Origin of the sequence: Vibrio nitrifigilis, from assembly GCF_015686695.1 — a bacterium.
GTDB classification, from domain to species: Bacteria; Pseudomonadota; Gammaproteobacteria; order Enterobacterales; family Vibrionaceae; genus Vibrio; species Vibrio nitrifigilis.
This window is the reverse complement of sequence record NZ_JADPMR010000003.1, coordinates 230,627-247,770: the sequence shown is the minus strand read 5'-3', so window position 1 is coordinate 247,770 and position 17,144 is coordinate 230,627. Positions and strand designations below refer to the sequence as shown.

At 44.0% G+C, this 17,144-nt stretch carries 17 protein-coding genes and 1 pseudogene; 9 read left to right on the top strand and 9 right to left on the bottom strand.

The genetic code is table 11. The features are described from left to right. Positions 1-79: 79 nt before the first annotated feature. Both I1A42_RS15090 and groL read left to right on the top strand, forming a co-directional pair. Entirely contained in the window at positions 80-370 is a 291-nt protein-coding gene (locus I1A42_RS15090) for a co-chaperone GroES (protein WP_161153579.1), read from the top strand. A 53-nt stretch (positions 371-423) separates the two neighbouring features. Beyond that, positions 424-2,073 carry a chaperonin GroEL gene (groL, locus tag I1A42_RS15085; RefSeq protein WP_196123944.1) on the top strand — a complete coding sequence of 550 codons (1,650 nt, stop codon included), beginning with the start codon at positions 424-426 and terminating at the stop codon, positions 2,071-2,073. A gap of 141 nt (positions 2,074-2,214) precedes the next feature. Here groL and I1A42_RS15080 read toward each other — a convergent pair whose 3' ends face one another. After that, positions 2,215-2,781, bottom strand: a complete 567-nt coding sequence (locus I1A42_RS15080; RefSeq protein WP_196123943.1) for an MSMEG_1061 family FMN-dependent PPOX-type flavoprotein — start codon at positions 2,779-2,781, stop codon at positions 2,215-2,217. A gap of 256 nt (positions 2,782-3,037) precedes the next feature. On the opposite strand from I1A42_RS15080, the gene modF reads away from it, so the two are divergent. Beyond that, complete coding sequence (gene modF / locus I1A42_RS15075; RefSeq protein ID WP_196123942.1) at positions 3,038-4,489, top strand: molybdate ABC transporter ATP-binding protein ModF; 1,452 nt, start codon at positions 3,038-3,040, stop codon at positions 4,487-4,489. Positions 4,490-4,630: 141 nt separating this feature from the next. Here the strand turns inward: modF and I1A42_RS15070 are convergent. After that, positions 4,631-5,119, bottom strand: a pseudogene (locus I1A42_RS15070) (MgtC/SapB family protein); the annotation flags it as partial. A gap of 114 nt (positions 5,120-5,233) precedes the next feature. Next, positions 5,234-6,256, bottom strand: coding sequence for an EF-P beta-lysylation protein EpmB (gene epmB / locus I1A42_RS15065; RefSeq protein WP_161153584.1), 1,023 nt, complete (start codon positions 6,254-6,256; stop codon positions 5,234-5,236). A gap of 34 nt (positions 6,257-6,290) precedes the next feature. Here epmB and efp point away from each other — a divergent pair, with 34 nt between their 5' ends. Further along, the gene (gene efp / locus I1A42_RS15060) at positions 6,291-6,857 is read left to right on the top strand and encodes an elongation factor P (RefSeq protein WP_161153585.1); all 567 of its coding nucleotides are present in this window, start codon (positions 6,291-6,293) and stop codon (positions 6,855-6,857) included. 59 nt (positions 6,858-6,916) lie between these two features. Here efp and I1A42_RS15055 read toward each other — a convergent pair whose 3' ends face one another. The 5 genes from I1A42_RS15055 to frdA all read right to left on the bottom strand — a co-directional run bounded on the left by I1A42_RS15055 (position 6,917) and on the right by frdA (position 11,829). Continuing rightward, positions 6,917-8,368, bottom strand: coding sequence for a DASS family sodium-coupled anion symporter (locus I1A42_RS15055; RefSeq protein ID WP_196123940.1), 1,452 nt, complete (start codon positions 8,366-8,368; stop codon positions 6,917-6,919). A gap of 153 nt (positions 8,369-8,521) precedes the next feature. Then, positions 8,522-8,887 (bottom strand): fumarate reductase subunit FrdD, encoded by a 366-nt coding sequence (gene frdD / locus I1A42_RS15050; RefSeq protein WP_161153587.1) that lies wholly within the window; start codon positions 8,885-8,887, stop codon positions 8,522-8,524. A gap of 10 nt (positions 8,888-8,897) precedes the next feature. Continuing rightward, complete coding sequence (gene frdC, locus I1A42_RS15045; RefSeq protein ID WP_196123939.1) at positions 8,898-9,281, bottom strand: fumarate reductase subunit FrdC; 384 nt, start codon at positions 9,279-9,281, stop codon at positions 8,898-8,900. A gap of 2 nt (positions 9,282-9,283) precedes the next feature. Further along, positions 9,284-10,024, bottom strand: a complete 741-nt coding sequence (locus I1A42_RS15040) for a succinate dehydrogenase/fumarate reductase iron-sulfur subunit (protein WP_161153589.1) — start codon at positions 10,022-10,024, stop codon at positions 9,284-9,286. Continuing rightward, positions 10,024-11,829, bottom strand: a complete 1,806-nt coding sequence (gene frdA, locus I1A42_RS15035; RefSeq protein ID WP_196123938.1) for a fumarate reductase (quinol) flavoprotein subunit — start codon at positions 11,827-11,829, stop codon at positions 10,024-10,026. Before frdA ends, I1A42_RS15040 begins: the two co-directional genes overlap by 1 nt. A gap of 317 nt (positions 11,830-12,146) precedes the next feature. Between frdA and epmA the strand changes: the two genes are divergently transcribed. The 5 genes from epmA (at position 12,147) to cysE (ending at position 16,393) form a co-directional block, all read left to right on the top strand. Further along, the gene (gene epmA, locus I1A42_RS15030; RefSeq protein WP_196123937.1) at positions 12,147-13,130 is read left to right on the top strand and encodes an elongation factor P--(R)-beta-lysine ligase; all 984 of its coding nucleotides are present in this window, start codon (positions 12,147-12,149) and stop codon (positions 13,128-13,130) included. Between the two features lie 128 nt (positions 13,131-13,258). Next, positions 13,259-13,693: a rhodanese-like domain-containing protein gene (locus I1A42_RS15025; RefSeq protein WP_161153592.1), complete on the top strand. Its 435-nt coding sequence runs from the start codon at positions 13,259-13,261 to the stop codon at positions 13,691-13,693. A gap of 168 nt (positions 13,694-13,861) precedes the next feature. Further along, a complete protein-coding gene (gene secB, locus I1A42_RS15020) occupies positions 13,862-14,320 on the top strand; it encodes a protein-export chaperone SecB (RefSeq protein ID WP_161153593.1) in 459 nt (152 codons plus the stop codon). 130 nt (positions 14,321-14,450) lie between these two features. Then, positions 14,451-15,485, top strand: a complete 1,035-nt coding sequence (gpsA, locus tag I1A42_RS15015) for an NAD(P)H-dependent glycerol-3-phosphate dehydrogenase (RefSeq protein WP_161153594.1) — start codon at positions 14,451-14,453, stop codon at positions 15,483-15,485. Positions 15,486-15,571: 86 nt separating this feature from the next. After that, positions 15,572-16,393, top strand: coding sequence for a serine O-acetyltransferase (cysE, locus tag I1A42_RS15010; RefSeq protein WP_161153595.1), 822 nt, complete (start codon positions 15,572-15,574; stop codon positions 16,391-16,393). A gap of 94 nt (positions 16,394-16,487) precedes the next feature. On the opposite strand, the gene I1A42_RS15005 is transcribed toward cysE, so the two are convergent. Further along, a complete protein-coding gene (locus I1A42_RS15005) occupies positions 16,488-17,027 on the bottom strand; it encodes a PadR family transcriptional regulator (RefSeq protein ID WP_161153596.1) in 540 nt (179 codons plus the stop codon). Between the last annotated feature and the right edge of the window lie 117 nt (positions 17,028-17,144).

The following is a 17,144-nucleotide window of genomic DNA, read 5'->3' as shown; positions in this document are numbered from 1 at the left end:
CCCCACATATCAAACACAAGCTGAGCGATCAGCGTTTCATAAACATTAAGACGGAAAATTTAATCAGGAGAGACGACCGATGAACATTCGTCCATTACATGACCGAGTTATCGTTGAACGCAAAGAAGTTGAATCTAAGTCTGCGGGTGGCATAGTTCTTACTGGCTCTGCTGCAGAAAAATCTACTCGCGGTACTGTACTAGCTGTAGGTAAGGGTCGCATCTTAGAAAATGGTTCGGTTCAACCTCTAGACGTACAAGTGGGCGACACTGTAATTTTCAGTGAAGGTTACGGCACTAAATCAGAAAAAATCGAAGGCAAAGACGTTCTGATTCTGTCAGAGGCTGACATTCTGGCAATCGTTGAGTAATTGCTCCGCATAAAACGAACAAGAAATAACGAATTATAGAGAGGAAATACAAAATGGCTGCTAAAGACGTAAAATTTGGCAATGATGCTCGCGTAAAAATGCTGGAAGGCGTAAACGTTCTAGCCGACGCTGTAAAAGTTACCCTTGGTCCTAAAGGTCGTAACGTTGTTCTTGATAAATCTTTCGGTGCACCAACTATCACTAAAGATGGTGTATCAGTAGCGCGTGAAATTGAGTTGGAAGACAAATTCCAAAACATGGGCGCACAAATGGTTAAAGAAGTAGCATCTCAAGCGAACGATGCTGCTGGTGACGGTACTACTACTGCAACAGTTCTTGCTCAAGCTATCGTAAACGAAGGCTTAAAAGCAGTTGCTGCTGGTATGAACCCAATGGATCTAAAACGTGGTATCGACAAAGCGGTTGCTGCTGCTGTTGAAGGTCTAAAAGCACTGTCTGTAAATTGTGAAGACAATAAAGCTATCGCTCAAGTTGGTACTATCTCTGCAAACTCTGATGCGACTGTTGGTACTATCATCGCTGAAGCAATGGAAAAAGTAGGCCGCGACGGTGTAATCACTGTTGAGGAAGGTCAAGCACTTCAAGACGAACTAGATGTTGTTGAAGGTATGCAGTTTGACCGTGGTTACCTATCTCCGTACTTCATCAATAACCAAGAAGCGGGTTCTGTGGATCTAGAAAATCCATTCATCCTATTGGTTGATAAAAAAGTATCAAACATCCGCGAATTGCTACCAACTCTTGAAGCTGTAGCAAAAGCATCTCGTCCTCTACTTATCATTGCAGAAGACGTTGAAGGCGAAGCGCTAGCAACTCTAGTTGTGAACAACATGCGTGGTATCGTGAAAGTGGCTGCTGTTAAAGCACCTGGCTTTGGCGACCGTCGTAAAGCAATGCTTCAAGATATCGCTATCCTAACTGGCGGTACTGTTATTTCTGAAGAAATCGGTCTAGAACTTGAAAAAGTAGCGCTTGAAGACCTAGGTCAAGCGAAACGCGTTACTATCACTAAAGAAAACAGCACTATTATCGATGGCGCTGGTGAAGAAGAAGCAATTCAAGGCCGTGTTACTCAAATCCGTCAACAAATCGAAGACGCGACTTCTGACTACGATCGTGAAAAACTTCAAGAACGTGTTGCTAAACTTGCTGGCGGCGTAGCTGTTATCAAAGTTGGCGCAGCAACTGAAGTCGAAATGAAAGAGAAGAAAGACCGTGTTGAAGATGCTCTACATGCAACTCGTGCTGCAGTAGAAGAAGGCGTTGTTGCTGGTGGTGGTGTTGCTCTTATCCGCGTTGCGTCTGATATCACAGAGTTAACTGGTGATAATGAAGAACAAAACGTTGGTATCCGTGTTGCACTTCGTGCAATGGAAGCACCTATCCGTCAAATCGTGACAAACGCAGGTGATGAAGAATCTGTGGTTGCGAACAACGTGAAAGCAGGCGAAGGTAACTACGGTTACAACGCTGCAACTGGCGAATATGGTGACATGATCGCAATGGGTATTCTAGATCCAACTAAAGTAACTCGTAGCGCACTACAATTCGCTGCTTCTGTTGCTGGTCTAATGATTACTACTGAAGCGATGGTAACTGATCGTCCTGTTAAAGATGCTCCTGCAATGCCTGATATGGGCGGCATGGGTGGTATGGGCGGCATGGGTGGTATGGGCATGTAATCCCACCCCCAATGACGTTTCGTTCACGCGAATCATTGTTTTAAAAAACCGCGAGCTTAGCTCGCGGTTTTTTTTGTCACTGTCTGCTCTAAAGGCACAAAAAAACCGGGATCATCCCGGTTTTATCTATTCTGATAAAGGTTACTCTTCATCATTCATATGTAGCTGATCTTTGATGATTTGCAGCATATTTGGTAAAAAATCTCGCTCAATCTGGGCATCCGCTTCCCAGACTTTAGCGAGTAACAACGCTTTCGGGCAGTGAAAGTACGTTTTGTGGACATTTATTTTGACCACAAGCTTGCCTGGTTTGTTCCCATCTAAACACTGATTTCTCAAATCTTCATTAGTATGCAGTGTTGCTGTTCCCTTTACTCGAACCACTTCTTTGATGCCTGGAATCAAAAACAGCAAGCTGATGTGTGGGTCTTCCACTAGGTTTTTAAGTGTATCGATACGGTTGTTACCAGCACTGTCTGGGAACGCAATCGTATGTTCATCGAGTACTTTGACAAAACCCGGTAAGCCGCCGCGAGGAGATGTATCAAGAAATCCTTCATTGTCACGACTTGCAATAATGCATAGCGGGCTGTGCTCAATGAAAGTCTGTGTGTGTGGGTCGATATGATCAATGGCTTTTTTTACTGCCAGAGGGTGAGGCTGAGGATAAAGTTCTGCCAGTTTTTCCAGTGAGTCAATACGGCTCATAATACGTCCTAATGTAAAGGTAAGTCTTCCCGCAACCCAAATGCGTTGCTGTGATTTCTATTTGCTGAGTTTATCGGACCTTAACGATGTGTTACAAGGCTAAAGTGAGTTTTAGCGATAAGGGCGTGACCAGAATTTGGTAGGAATTCTTCCTATTTTTATGCAGTATATGGAATACCCAGTCACGCTTAAGTGAAGATATTGGTTACTGCCGTTCAATCACTAATATCAAGGGGTAAGACTAAGGACAGGAAGTATGAGAATTAAGCAGTTAAAACATCACACCGGTGCGGTGGATCTTCGTATTGATGATTGGGAATTATTGCCGAATCAACATTGGGGAGTGTTTTCCACTCATAGCCATGGTTCATCTTTATTGGTGGCTGTGTTGGCTGGGTTGGAGCAGCCTGACACCGGTGATATCGAATCTAAACCCGAGCACATTGGCTGTGTTTCATTGCATGAACAACAAAAATTATTAGATATTGAGTTAGCCAATGATGATACCGATTTTATGGATCGGATTGATTATGGCTCGACAGTGGAAGCGTTAATCAAAGATGCTGGTTGTACGGACGAAGAATTAGAGTCGTTATTGGAAAAGACCGATTTAGTCGCGTTACGTCAGCGTGGTTTTCGCCAGCTTTCCACCGGAGAAACACGTCGCTTAATGCTTGCTCGCGCATTAGCAACCCAGCCTGAGTTGTTGATTCTCGATGAACCTTATACCGGGTTAGACATTGCCCACCGAGCGACATTATCAGAGCTACTCAATGAGCTATCGCAAACCATGCGGTTAGTGATTGTCACGTCTCGCGAAGATGAATTACCGGAATTTATTACTCATATTGCGCTGTTTGACGAAAGCTCATTATCACAAACAATGACGCGTAACGATTGGTTAAATCATCCGTTGCTCGAGCAAATGAGAGCGCTCTCTGAATCACGCAGTGAAGCCTTAGTAGAGCTGATGGCTTCTGAGCAGAAAGAAGATCAATACCCTAATCCTCGTGTCATTATGAATGATGTGTCAGTGGAGTATGTCGATGCGAATATTTTCTCTGGTGTGAACTGGAAAATCGAAGCAGGTCAACATTGGCAAGTGCGCGGTCCAAATGGGTGCGGCAAAAGTACTTTATTGGGATTGATCATGGGTGACCATCCGCAATGTTATAGTAACGACATTACGGTGTTGGGCATGAAGCGCGGCGGCGGCGAAACGATTTGGGATGTGAAAAAACACATTGGTGTCGTGTCTTCGTCATTGCATTTACAGTATCGAGTTAACTGCTCTGCCTTAGACGTACTGTGTTCTGGTTTTTATGATTCTATCGGGCTATATCAACAGCCTAGTGCGAAAGAGATTAAGTTAGCGCGTTATTGGTTAGAGCTTCTGGAAATGGAAGGGTTGGCTAAAGCCGGATTTCGTAGTTTGGACTATGGTCGTCAACGCCTATTGCTTATCGGTCGGGCATTGATCAAACAACCTGCATTGCTGATTTTAGATGAGCCTTACCAAGGGTTAGATTTCATCAATCGTAAATTGGTGTATCACGCACTGAATCGAATCGCATCGGCCAATCTCACTCAGCTGTTATATGTTACACACTACGAAGAAGATGCGTTGTCATCGATTCATCACTTTGTTGACTTTGTTGCTAATGACGACCCAGCAGAGGGCTACCAAGTAAAAATTTACCAAGACTGATTTTTACACGTAATAAGAAGATAGCCGTAGCAAATGCTACGGCTTATTACTTTCTGTATCTTGTCTTTTTTCAACCGTTTCAGTGATAACTGAATCTGCTGATTCTGAACTCAAGATATTATCGTGTTCAACATCGTGAGAGATCGTGCGTCTTTCTGTTAATGAACGACGTAATTTTTGGTGAACACCGCGGCGTAAACTTTGAAAGGTGTTTTCTACCTTATCGACACCAAGTAATACGGCAAGCATTAATACGGTGATCAGTACCGACTCGGTTAAGTAACCAAGTCCAATCATTAGCCCTAATGAGGCTAATACCCAAATCACCGCTGCTGATGTCACCCCATGAATTTTACCGTCTTGAGTCATCATCACGCCAGCACCTAAAAAGCCGACACCTGTAATAATCTGACCAAGAACCCGCGCTTGATCCATTGGATTAGGCGATAAGGACACACACATAGCCATAAAGAAATAGGTGCCAGAGATGATTAGAATGGAGGTCCGAATACCGACTGGTTTGCCACGAGTTTGGCGTTCAACACCAATCAATAATCCATTTAACGCACAGCAGAATAAAGCGGACCAACTGAACGGACCAAGGTGGAAGAAAGAAGTCAGTAACGGCATTGTAGGCGTTGTCCTTTAGGTCATAAAACGCTGGAGTATGCCGTTTTTAAATTGGGCATTCGACTCTATATTTTGTTTGTATAGATAACGAATATTAATCGATCAAGTTTCTTCTCACTCTAAATGCAAATCGAGAGGTGTTTTGCTTGGTCTTCCACCAATTTCTCGGGTTAACTTAGGAACTAAGTAACCTGATATCTGAGTAATCACTCCGGCCATAATTTCTTTGGCCTCTTGGTCGCTGATAAAGAAATGCGCTGCGCCCTGTACCTTATCGAGTACATGCATGTAATAGGGTAGAACACCAGCATCAAACAGGGCATTACTCAAGTTCACTTGAGCGGCAACGTTGTCATTGACGCCTTTAAGCATGACGCCTTGGTTTAATAGTGTAACTCCCACACGCTTGAGCTGAGTCAGGCATCCTGTAAGCTCAGCGTTGATCTCATTGGCATGATTGATGTGAGTAACAAAAATGGTTTGTAGGCGAGTATTTCCCAATAGTTGGCATAACTCGTGAGTCACTCGCGCAGGTAGCACAACGGGCAAGCGTGAGTGAATACGCAGGCGCTTGATGTGTGGTATTGCTGCGATCCCATCGATCAACCAAGCTAACTCATGATCTTTAGCCATTAATGGATCGCCACCGGATAGAATGATTTCATCTAACTGTGGGTTGGCCGCGATGTAATCTAAATTTTGTTGCCAAACCGCCTTAGACCCTTTGTTATCTGCATAAGGGAAATGACGACGAAAACAGTAACGACAGTTAATCGCACAGCCACCTTTGACGATTAACAGTGCGCGGTTACGATATTTATGCAGCAGGCCTGGCATTTCATTGTCTTGCTCATCGAGCGGATCATTGGAAAACCCCTCATGCACTTCAAATTCTTGCGTGAGTGGCAACACTTGACGTAATAATGGGTCATAAGGGTTGCCTTTTTCCATGCGGTCGACAAAACTTTGAGGCACACGTAAAGGGAACAATTGACGTGCTGCAAACCCTCTTTCCCACGGTGAAGGGTCGATATGGAGCTGTTTTAGTAATAAAGCGGGATCGGAGATCGCATTAGCTAGCTGTTTGAGCCAGTTTTGCTCAACAGATTCGACTTTTCGGGTTATTATGTGCGGCATTAACTTTTTAACTCGAACAATGTAAGAGGAAATAATGGCTACTGTTAGCACGAATGAATTTAAAGGCGGTCTCAAAATCATGCTTGATAACGAGCCTTGTGCCATTCTCGAAAACGAGTATGTGAAACCAGGTAAAGGTCAAGCGTTCAACCGCGTTAAAATCCGTAAGCTGCTGAGTGGTAAAGTTCTAGAGAAAACCTTCAAATCAGGTGATTCAGTAGAAGTTGCTGATGTAATGGACATCGATCTTGACTACCTGTACACAGACGGTGAATTCTACCACTTCATGAACAACGAAACTTTCGAGCAAATCGCTGCAGATTTCGCTGCTGTTGGCGACAACGCAAAATGGTTGGTAGAGAACAACACTTGTATGCTTACTTTGTGGAATGGTAACCCAATTGCGGTAACACCACCAAACTTTGTTGAGCTAGAAGTTGTTGAAACTGATCCTGGCTTGAAAGGTGACACTCAAGGCACTGGCGGTAAACCAGCAACTCTATCTACTGGCGCAGTTGTTCGCGTTCCACTATTCATCCAAATTGGTGAAGTGATTAAAGTAGATACACGTAGCGCAGAATACGTTGGTCGTGTGAAATAATCACACTTCAATGAAAAAAGGAGCGCATGCGCTCCTTTTTGTTATCTGGAAGATAAGGATTAGATTGTTACACCTAAGATACTCCACCAAAGGAGGCCCGAGATCATAAAGATAATCCCGCTGCTAATCGCAATCACCAGACCAATACGCATCCATTCACCATCTGAGTGATAGCCGTACCCCATAAGAAGAGGGTTACGTGCGTGGCTGTAGGTTGCAAGGTTACAACCCAAAGAACTAATACCAGCGATAGCTAACACAGCCAGCATTGGGGATACACCAAGCGAAATAAGTGCGCCCATAAATACTGGGGTAATCGCAACGACTTTCGCGATAGCAGAAGCAAAGAAGTACGCTAGGAATAAATAAAACGTCATCATGGCTAACAAGAAGATCAGAGGACTCGCGCCACCCAGTGTCGAGGTGAGAAAGTTCGAGATTTGGTGACCTACCCAGTCTGTAAAACCAAGAGTTTTTAGGTGATCGGCCATCCCCATCAATACGGCAAACCAAACCAAGGTATCCCACGCACCTTTCTCACTTTTGATGTCGTCCCAAGTTAAAACGCCAAGCAGCAGTAATACAGCCAAACCGATAAAGGCTGCAGTGGTTGAATACAGACCTAGAGTCGGTCCACCAACCCATAGTATTACTAAGCCTAAGAATACGCATACAAGCTTCCATTCCATCGCACTCACTTTACCCATTTTTTTCAATTCTTCTTTGGCAAAATGAGTCGCTTCAGGGGTTTCTTTGGTTGCCGGGCTGATCACTTTGTACAAGATGAACGGCAAAATCACCAATAGGACTAGAGCAGGAACAAGTAGGTAAGTAGACCAAGTAGCAAAGTCTAAGTTAATTCCTGCTACGCTCGCAGCAATACCGATTAACGCAAGGTTACCTGAGAAGCCAGTTTGGAAACCTACCGCAGAAGCATCATTGATTGCCGCTGACGATGAAATAAGGAATTGTCCTAATTTTCGGTCATCTGCTTTGATGGTTTTTGCTAAAGAGTTTGCGATAGGAGAAACAATAGCTGAACGCGCAGTATTACTTGGTGTCGCTGGAGCAATTAAGAAGTCTGCTACACCTAGGCAGTATGCGACACGCAACGTTGATTGACCAAACTTGCTAAGCAATAACAGTGCGATACGACGGCCTAAACCCGTTTTAGTAAAGGCGCGAGCGATAGTAAACGCAATAATAACAAGCCAAATTAATGGATTATTAAAGTTGGTCATACCGTCAACCATAGCGCCTTTCGCTGAGGTTGCACCGCCTGCATGCAATACCACGAAGAACGCTAAGCTGACGATAGCCAGCGCGCCAGTTGGCATAACGTTAGCAATGATACCAACGATGGTTGCAATAAAAATGATGGCCGTATGATAGGCAGGAAGAGTTAGACCTTCTGGTGGTGCAAACTGCCAAGCAATGACAGATAAGACCAAGATGATCACTAGTGGTAGGGGTTTGGCCGCGAGCCATTGCCCTGATTTGGAGTCACTCATTAAGCTATACCTCAGCTTGAAATATTAAAAAATTGAACGCCAAAGGGATGTTTATCAATATAACTTATTAATTTAATTTGTTTTATTATGCAGTTAGTTTTCTATAGGGCAAAATAAAGCGCCGATGTGAAACCACACCGGCGCTTACCGAGACTAAAAGAGCATGAAGATAAATACAATACTCAAAATAGTAAATACGGTTGCAATTAAGTAGCAAAGTACTTTGCCAAATGTACCTGTGTGGAATTTAAGGTCATGCATACCGTGGTGTACACGGTGCATAGCATGCCACATCGGTAAGGCAATGCTCGCTATGATAATCAGCGCACCAATAATGTTGGTCGCAAAACCGACAACACGGTCGTAACTCAAAGCATCAGCATCTAGAAAGCCTAACGGAGCAAGAATACCCAGAACTAAGATAGTCACTGGTGTAATCATTGCGAACCAAGTACCGCCAGCGCCAAAGAGACTCCACCATACCGGTTCATCTGAACGTTTTGGATGAGTATTAATCACGATGAGCTCCTTACACGATAAACAATACGATTAATGAAATAACAGCAACAACGGCCCACTGACTAAGAACGATGATTTTCTTGTCGAGTAATTTGCCGCCAACACGAATAGGCACAACTTGAGGCATCATGTTGAAGTAAGTGAAGGCGTGGAATAGGCTACCAGCTAAGGCTACGATATTAATCGCAATCACAATTGGGTTTGCCATAAAGTGCAACCAGTTGTTCCAAGCTTCAGGACCTTTCACTAATGCACCTAAACCGATGGTAATGAAAAGAGTGAATAGAATTAGTGGTAACACAGTCCCTTCACGAACCATGTAGAAACGGTAGAAAGGATGATCCTTCCACCAAGTGCGTTTCATTTCGCGGACATAGGGTTTACGGTTACTCATCCTTAGGCCTCCTGAGGTTTCAACATTGCAATCATGAAATCTTTAGTTGATTCCACTTTGCCTTGGTTAACCGCTGCTGCTGGGTCAACGTGTTTAGGACAAACTTCTGAACAGTAACCGACGAAGGTACAACCCCAAGCGCCGTTTTCACCGTTAATCAGTTTCATACGTTCTGCTTTACCGTTATCACGAGTATCTAGGTTGTAACGGTGCGCCAGTGTAAGAGCAGCAGGACCGAGGAAATCAGGGTTTAGACCAAACTGAGGACATGCCGCGTAGCAAAGACCACAGTTGATACAACCAGCAAACTGTTTGTAACGAGCCATCTCTTCTGGAGTTTGCAAGTTAGTACCGTCTTCCGGTTTACGATCGTTACCTAAGATATATGGTTTGATTGCTTCTAGACGCTCAATGAACGGAGTCATATCGACAATCAAGTCTTTCTCGATAGGGAAATTCGCTAATGGTTCGATAGTGAGACCATTTGGATAATCACGTAAGAACGCTTTACATGCCAATTTAGGCACGTTATCGATCATCATGCCGCAAGAACCACAGATCGCCATACGGCAAGACCAACGGAAAGATAGGTCTTTATCTAGATGGTCTTTAATGTAACCAAGCGCATCTAGAACCGATGTTGTATCATCACATGGCACATCAAAACTTTGAAAGTGCGGTTCGTTATCTGTCGCCGGATCGTAGCGAAGGATTTTTACTTTTTGAACACGTTGTGCTGCCATTATTTTTGCTCCTCTTGTGCCGCTTTCTCTGCTGCTGCCGCTGCTTTTTCTGCAGCATCACCGTACAGACGTGCTTGAGGTTGTGACTTAGTGATCGTCACTGGGCTGTAATCGATACTTGGTGCTGCGCCTTCTTGGCGGAATGCTAAAGAGTGTTTTAGGTAATCTTTATCATCACGTTCTGTGCAACCTTCGTCTAAGCGTTGGTGTGCACCACGAGATTCTTTACGTAAGATTGCTGAGTGAACCATCGCTTCAGCAACATCTAGGCCGTAACCCACTTCGATTGCGTAAAGTAAATCGGTGTTGAATACTTTGCCTTTATCTTTAATGCTGATGCGTTTGTAGCGTTCTTTAAGTTCCGCTAATTTGTCGATGGTCGCTTGCATCAAGTGTTCTTCACGGTAGATACCACAACCGGCTTCCATGGCGTGACCCATTTCAGTACGGATATCTGCCCAGTTTTCATCACCTTCTTGGTTCATTAGAGCATTGATACGATCTTCAACGTCTTTCACTTGAGCTTTGATTGCATCTTCGTTCCAGCCTGCAAAGCTTTCAGCATGTTTCACGGCGTTTTCGCCAGCAACATGGCCAAATACAACGAATTCAGCGAGTGAGTTAGAACCTAGGCGGTTTGCACCGTGTAGACCTGAAGATGCACATTCACCGACAGCGTAAAGACCTTTAATACGAGTTTCACAGTCAATGTTCGCTTCAATACCACCCATGGTGTAGTGGACTGTTGGGCGAATTGGAATCGGCTCTTTCGCTGGGTCTACGTTAACGTATGCTTTTGCTAGTTCACAGATAAATGGTAAGCGTTCGTGTAGGTAATCTTCACCAAGGTGGCGAAGATCAAGCATTACTACGTCACCAAGAGGGTGCTCGATAGTGTTGCCTTTTTGTTGTTCATGCCAGAATGCTTGAGACACTTTATCGCGAGGACCTAATTCCATATATTTGTTTTTAGGTTGGCCTACTGGTGTTTCTGGTCCCATACCGTAGTCTTGTAGGTAACGGTAACCATTTTTGTTGACGATAATACCGCCTTCACCACGACAACCTTCAGTCATCAGGATACCGGTGCCAGGTAGACCTGTTGGGTGGTATTGAACGAATTCCATATCACGTAGTGGAACACCGTGGCGATAAGCCAGTGCCATACCGTCACCAGTTACGATACCGCCGTTAGTGTTACAGTGGTAAACACGGCCAGCTCCACCTGTTGCAAGCACAACGGACTTCGCTTTGATTACGACCAACTCGCCTTCGGACATGTGGATACATACTAGGCCTTGGATTTCGCCATCGTTTACGATGAGGTCGACAACAAAGTATTCGTCGAAACGTTTAATGTTGGAGTATTTGATGGAAGTCTGGAACAAAGTGTGTAGCATGTGGAAGCCAGTTTTATCGGCTGCGAACCATGTACGTTCGATTTTCATACCACCAAAACGGCGCACGTTCACTTCACCGTTTTCTTTACGGCTCCATGGACAACCCCATTGCTCCATTTGAATCATTTCATTGGTAGAATGAGAAACGAAATAGTCGACAACGTCCTGATCACATAGCCAGTCACCACCACCGACAGTATCGTTGAAGTGATTGTCTAAGCTATCTTCATCCTTGACTACCGCTGCAGAGCCGCCTTCCGCTGCTACTGTATGCGAACGCATAGGATAAACTTTAGAGATCAGAGCTACTTCTAACTCTGGGTTTGCTTCTGCTGCTGCGATTGCTGTACGAAGACCAGCGCCGCCAGCGCCGATGACTGCGATATCTGTGGTGATCGTTTTCACAGTTATCCTCCAGTGTAATTATTTTAATTTGGGCCGCTAGTTTCTCGAATCTAGTGCCAGCTTCTCGTAGTGCGATGAACAAGCAGAATTCGAGAAAATTGAGCCAACGCACTTTCCACTAACGCAAAATTTATGTGGTAGGCATAGTGTATGGAATTAATATGAGCAGAAATTTGATTCCAATACGTATTTCCCTGAGTTATGTAATTAGAAACATAAAAGTTACGCAATACATGATTTAGATCACGTTCTAATTTAGGGAAATGGGATTTACGGATAATATTTCATATGAAAGATAAGCTAACGAGTGATTATAAATGCATCAGTTAAATGAAAAGGATTGGAAACCAACAGCTTCAATAGAAAAACTGAAGCACAGATCTAAGGTATTACATTCAATTCGCTGTTTCTTTGCAGAAAGAGAGGTTTTGGAAGTTGAAACTCCAGCCATGAGTCATGCGACTGTGACTGATATACATTTGCAGACGTTTACCACCCAATTTGTCGGGCCAGGGTATGCGGATGGTAGAACATTATATTTGATGACTAGTCCCGAATTTCATATGAAACGGTTGTTAGCGGCAGGAAGCGGTTCCATTTATCAAATTGGTAAAGCATTTCGTAATGAAGAAAATGGCCGTTTTCATAATCCGGAATTTTCGATGTTGGAATGGTATCGAGTTGGGTTTAATCACTACCAACTCATGGATGAAATGGATGACTTACTCCAGCTCGTTCTTAATGTTGGTCGCGCTGAGCGTTTTACCTACCAACAAGCATTCCAGGTGCACTTAGGCGTTTGCCCATTAGAAGGCAGTATGGCTGAGTTGAAGCAAGCTGCATCTCAATTGGGTTTAAGTGATATCGCCGACGCGGAAGAGGATCGGGATACCTTATTACAACTGCTATTTAGCGTTGGTGTAGAAGGCAACATCGGTCAAACTGTTCCTGCATTTGTGTATGATTTCCCCGCGTCACAGGCAGCATTAGCCAAAATAAATGTGCAGGATCCGCGGGTCGCTGATCGTTTCGAGGTGTATTTCAAAGGGATCGAATTAGCGAATGGATTTCATGAACTCGATAATGCTCAAGAGCAGTTATTGCGATTTGAACAAGACAATCAAAAACGTCTGCAAATGGGGCTAACATCCCAGCCGATTGATTACCATTTGATTGCGGCGTTAGAGGCAGGATTGCCAGCATGCGCGGGTGTCGCTCTTGGCATTGATCGATTGATAATGTTGGCGTTAGGCGAAGATCATATTGATAAAGTCACTGCATTTCCTTTCCCAAGAGCTTAGTGAAATCTCAGTTTGAGATCATAAAGCGAAAAGAAGGCAAGGTTTATGAGTGGTAAGCGCTCGCGTCAAGCTAGCAACCTCGCTATACTCCTTGTCTGTTTTTGAACACCATTGCTAGAGCACAGGATATGGACCAGTACATAGAATTTATACATCAACACATGCTTCTATCCATCGTTTGGGTAGGTCTAGTTGTTGCTTTGATCGTTAATTTTTACAAGTCATCGACTACATCAGCAAAAGTAATTTCTCCTTCTGAGCTGACTTTTCTAACGAATAAAGAAGGCGGTGTCGTTGTTGATATCCGTAGCCAAGAAGAGTTTAAACGTGGTCACATTACGGGGGCTCGTCACGTTTTACCATCAGATATTAAAGGTGGTAACTTCTCTGCCCTTGAAAGTCATAAATCTGACCCAATTATTGTCGTATGCAAAACAGGTCAGACCGCGCGTGAATCTGCAGAATTACTGGCAAAAGCTGGCTTTGAAAAAGTTTCTGTACTGAAAAACGGCCTAATTTCCTGGAATGAAGCAAATTTGCCACTTGTTCGTGGTAAAAAGTAACGCGTGATGTGCTCATTGATGAGCGTGCTGGCGAAAAAGCCAGCGTTTTACGAGTAGAGATGTGATATTTCCCACGTATTCTTGGTGATATTTAGTGATTTTATCTGCTCTCAAGTACTCTCTGAGCATATTACTTGACCCGAATTTATCAGTATTAAGGACAAAACCATGGCTGAAGAAGCACAACAAAACTTCACTATTCAACGTATTTTCTTAAAAGACGTTTCTTTTGAAACGCCTAACTCACCGGCTATCTTCCAAAAAGATTGGAATCCAGATGTTAAATTGGATCTCGATACTCAAAGCCGTGAACTAGGTGAAGCGACTTATGAAGTTGTGTTACGTCTGACCGTGACTGTGAAAAACGAAGAAGACACAGCGTTCTTATGTGAAGTGCAACAAGCAGGTATCTTCACCGCAGAAAACATGGAAGAAGGTCAGTTAGCACATTGCCTTGGTGCGTTCTGTCCAAACATCCTATTCCCATACGCTCGTGAAACTATTTCAAGCTTAGTTGTGAAAGGCACGTTCCCACAACTTAACCTTGCTCCAGTTAACTTCGATGCGCTGTTCATGAACTACCTACAACAGCAAGCAGAAGAACAAGGCGTTAAAATCGACGCATAAGTTTGAGCTTCGCTACGTTAAGTGGTGATGTTTAAATCGTATAAAATGCACAAAGCTTTCGAATAAACCCGATGCGATGTGCATTTTTTTGTTTAAAATAGAATGAAATCCTACCCATCAGGCCTACAACATGAAACATGCAGATGTGAACAATCCATATGGTAAACCGATCTCGATGACCGTCATTGGCGCGGGGTCTTATGGTACCGCTTTGGCTATCTCACTCGCGCGCAATGGTGAAAATGTCGTATTGTGGGGGCATCAACCAGATCACATGGCTCAACTCGAGCACGATCGCGCCAATAGAGCTTTTCTTCCCGATGCTGATTTTCCTGAATCTTTAATTATTGAATCTGATTTGGAAAAAGCAGTTCAAGCGAGCCAAGATCTCCTTATTGTTGTTCCTAGCCATGTCTTTGGCATAGTTCTTAATAACATTAAACCTTTTTTACGAAGCGATTCTCGACTCTGTTGGGCGACCAAAGGCTTGGAGCCTAATACAGGACGTTTATTGCAAGAAGTAGTGTTTGATGTGTTGGGTAAAGAGCACTCTCTCGCGGTGTTGTCTGGTCCTACATTCGCAAAAGAGCTTGCGATGGGGATGCCAACAGCGATTTCGGTCGCCTCTCCTGATGCTCAATTTGTTCAAGATCTGCAAGATAAAATCCATTGCAGTAAATCATTTCGTGTTTACGCCAATGATGACTTTATTGGTATGCAACTTGGCGGCGCAGTAAAAAATGTCATTGCTATTGGTGCTGGAATGTCAGACGGCATTGGGTTCGGCGCGAATGCTCGTACTGCACTGATTACTCGCGGTCTAGCGGAAATGTGTCGGTTAGGGGCTGCTTTAGGCGCGCAACCAGAAACCTTTATGGGGATGGCTGGTTTGGGGGATCTGGTATTAACTTGTACCGATAACCAATCGCGAAATCGCCGCTTTGGCCTGGCTCTTGGCCAAGGGAAAAACGTCAACACTGCTCAAGAAGAAATAGGGCAAGTGGTTGAAGGGTATAGAAATACGAAAGAGGTCTGGCTGTTATCACAACGTATCGGTGTTGAAATGCCAATTGTGGAACAGATTTACCAAGTTTTATATAAGGACAAAGATGCCAGACTCGCCGCGCAAGATCTGCTCGCGCGTGATAAAAAAGCAGAGCGATAATTAGTAGACATTGAGCGGTGAAAATGGATACCATCGCTTAATTATCCATCATTGAACCTCGCAGCCGAAGACAGAGTAATAAAGTAATGAAGCAGTGTGCACAAACTAAAGTCTGGCAAACAATCGTTAAAGAAGCGCGTGAACAATCAGAACAAGAGCCAATGCTCGCGAGTTTCTATCACGCCACGATTATTAAGCATGATAGCCTAAAATCCGCGTTGAGCTACATTCTTGCCAATCGCCTTAATACGCCCTCTATGCCCGCAATGGCAGTTAGGGAAGTGATCGAAGAAGCGTATGAAGCTGACTGTAAGATCGCAGAGTCGGCAGCTTGTGACATTTGTGCAACCGTTAACCGTGACCCTGCAGTTTCGATGTATTCTATTCCGCTGCTGTACCTTAAAGGCTACCACGCACTACAAGGTTATCGTGTGGCTAATTGGCTATGGAAACAAGGCCGCGTCGCATTGGCTAACTATTTCCAAAACCAAATCTCGGTTGCATGCCAAGTGGATATTCACCCTGCAGCAAAAATTGGTTGTGGCATCATGCTTGACCATGCGACTGGTATTGTTATTGGTGAGACTGCGGTAGTTGGTGATGATGTATCAATCCTGCAAGATGTTACTTTAGGTGGTACTGGTAAAGAAAGTGGTGACCGCCACCCTAAAATTGGCGAAGGCGTCATGATTGGTGCTGGTGCTAAGATTCTGGGTAATATCGAAGTGGGTGAAGGGGCTAAAATTGGCTCTGGTTCTGTTGTTCTGCAACCTGTCCCTGCTCATACAACCGTAGCCGGTGTTCCCGCTAAAGTGGTTGGGCGCCCAACTTCTGCTAAACCTTCTCTCGATATGGATCAACAATTTAACGGCCGTGCGCAAAACTTTATGTATGGTGATGGAATCTAAAGACATCGTGTCTTTGTACCATTTACGCATTAAAAAAGGATGATGTTGCCATCATCCTTTTTTTGTTCATTAAGGTCACAGTGTTAACGAACGTTTATGCAAGTGCTTCTAGTTCTACAAGCACTTCTTCTGCCCAAGCAATCCAAGCTTGGCGAACCAATAGATTACGACGAAGTGTTAAACGTTCTAGACGTTGAGTCGTATCCAGTTCGGCTGGGTTAGAGTAGTAAGCTGTTTCAATATCATGATAATGTTGAACCAGTTTCTTAGACTCTTCGATCAGGTCTGCTAGTTGTAGACGGAACGGAGCCGATGGTTGTACTGCACAAGCCATCAGTTTTGCGCTAAACTCATCGCGAACTGTTGGGTGTGCGGTTGGTTGATCAAACCATTCGCCTAGTGCACTGCGACCAGCATCTGTGATCGAGTAGACTTTACGGTCTGGTTTGCCTTCTTGTGGTTCTAATACGCAAGTAACTAGGCCATTTTGACCCATTTTGTTGAGCTCGCGATAGACTTGTTGGTGACTCGCTTTCCAAAAATAACCGATGCTTGCCGAGAATTCTTTAGTAATATCGTATCCCGTAGCATCACGAGTACTTAGAACAGTAAGGATAACGTGTGGTAATGACATGTGTTTAATCCAAGTGTTAATCAACTTTAAATGTTCAGCTTAAACTCAAGCCGTGCTTCTAATGGCACTCATTATTTGTAGTTTAAGCAGCCTCGAGCACGATACTGCTGTGCTATT

Excerpts from the sequence above, each read along its gene's own strand:
- secB (WP_161153593.1), top strand. The coding sequence starts at position 13,862 with ATGGCTGAAGAAGCACAACAAAACTTCACTATTCAACGTATTTTCTTA.
- groL (WP_196123944.1), top strand. The coding sequence starts at position 424 with ATGGCTGCTAAAGACGTAAAATTTGGCAATGATGCTCGCGTAAAAATG.
- I1A42_RS15025 (WP_161153592.1), top strand. The coding sequence starts at position 13,259 with ATGGACCAGTACATAGAATTTATACATCAACACATGCTTCTATCCATC.
- I1A42_RS15090 (WP_161153579.1), top strand. The coding sequence starts at position 80 with ATGAACATTCGTCCATTACATGACCGAGTTATCGTTGAACGCAAAGAA.
- I1A42_RS15005 (WP_161153596.1), bottom strand. The coding sequence starts at position 17,027 with ATGTCATTACCACACGTTATCCTTACTGTTCTAAGTACTCGTGATGCT.
- epmB (WP_161153584.1), bottom strand. The coding sequence starts at position 6,256 with ATGCCGCACATAATAACCCGAAAAGTCGAATCTGTTGAGCAAAACTGG.
- cysE (WP_161153595.1), top strand. The coding sequence starts at position 15,572 with ATGAAGCAGTGTGCACAAACTAAAGTCTGGCAAACAATCGTTAAAGAA.
- gpsA (WP_161153594.1), top strand. The coding sequence starts at position 14,451 with ATGAAACATGCAGATGTGAACAATCCATATGGTAAACCGATCTCGATG.
- I1A42_RS15040 (WP_161153589.1), bottom strand. The coding sequence starts at position 10,024 with ATGGCAGCACAACGTGTTCAAAAAGTAAAAATCCTTCGCTACGATCCG.
- epmA (WP_196123937.1), top strand. The coding sequence starts at position 12,147 with ATGCATCAGTTAAATGAAAAGGATTGGAAACCAACAGCTTCAATAGAA.
- modF (WP_196123942.1), top strand. The coding sequence starts at position 3,038 with ATGAGAATTAAGCAGTTAAAACATCACACCGGTGCGGTGGATCTTCGT.
- frdC (WP_196123939.1), bottom strand. The coding sequence starts at position 9,281 with ATGAGTAACCGTAAACCCTATGTCCGCGAAATGAAACGCACTTGGTGG.
- efp (WP_161153585.1), top strand. The coding sequence starts at position 6,291 with ATGGCTACTGTTAGCACGAATGAATTTAAAGGCGGTCTCAAAATCATG.
- I1A42_RS15080 (WP_196123943.1), bottom strand. The coding sequence starts at position 2,781 with ATGAGCCGTATTGACTCACTGGAAAAACTGGCAGAACTTTATCCTCAG.
- I1A42_RS15055 (WP_196123940.1), bottom strand. The coding sequence starts at position 8,368 with ATGAGTGACTCCAAATCAGGGCAATGGCTCGCGGCCAAACCCCTACCA.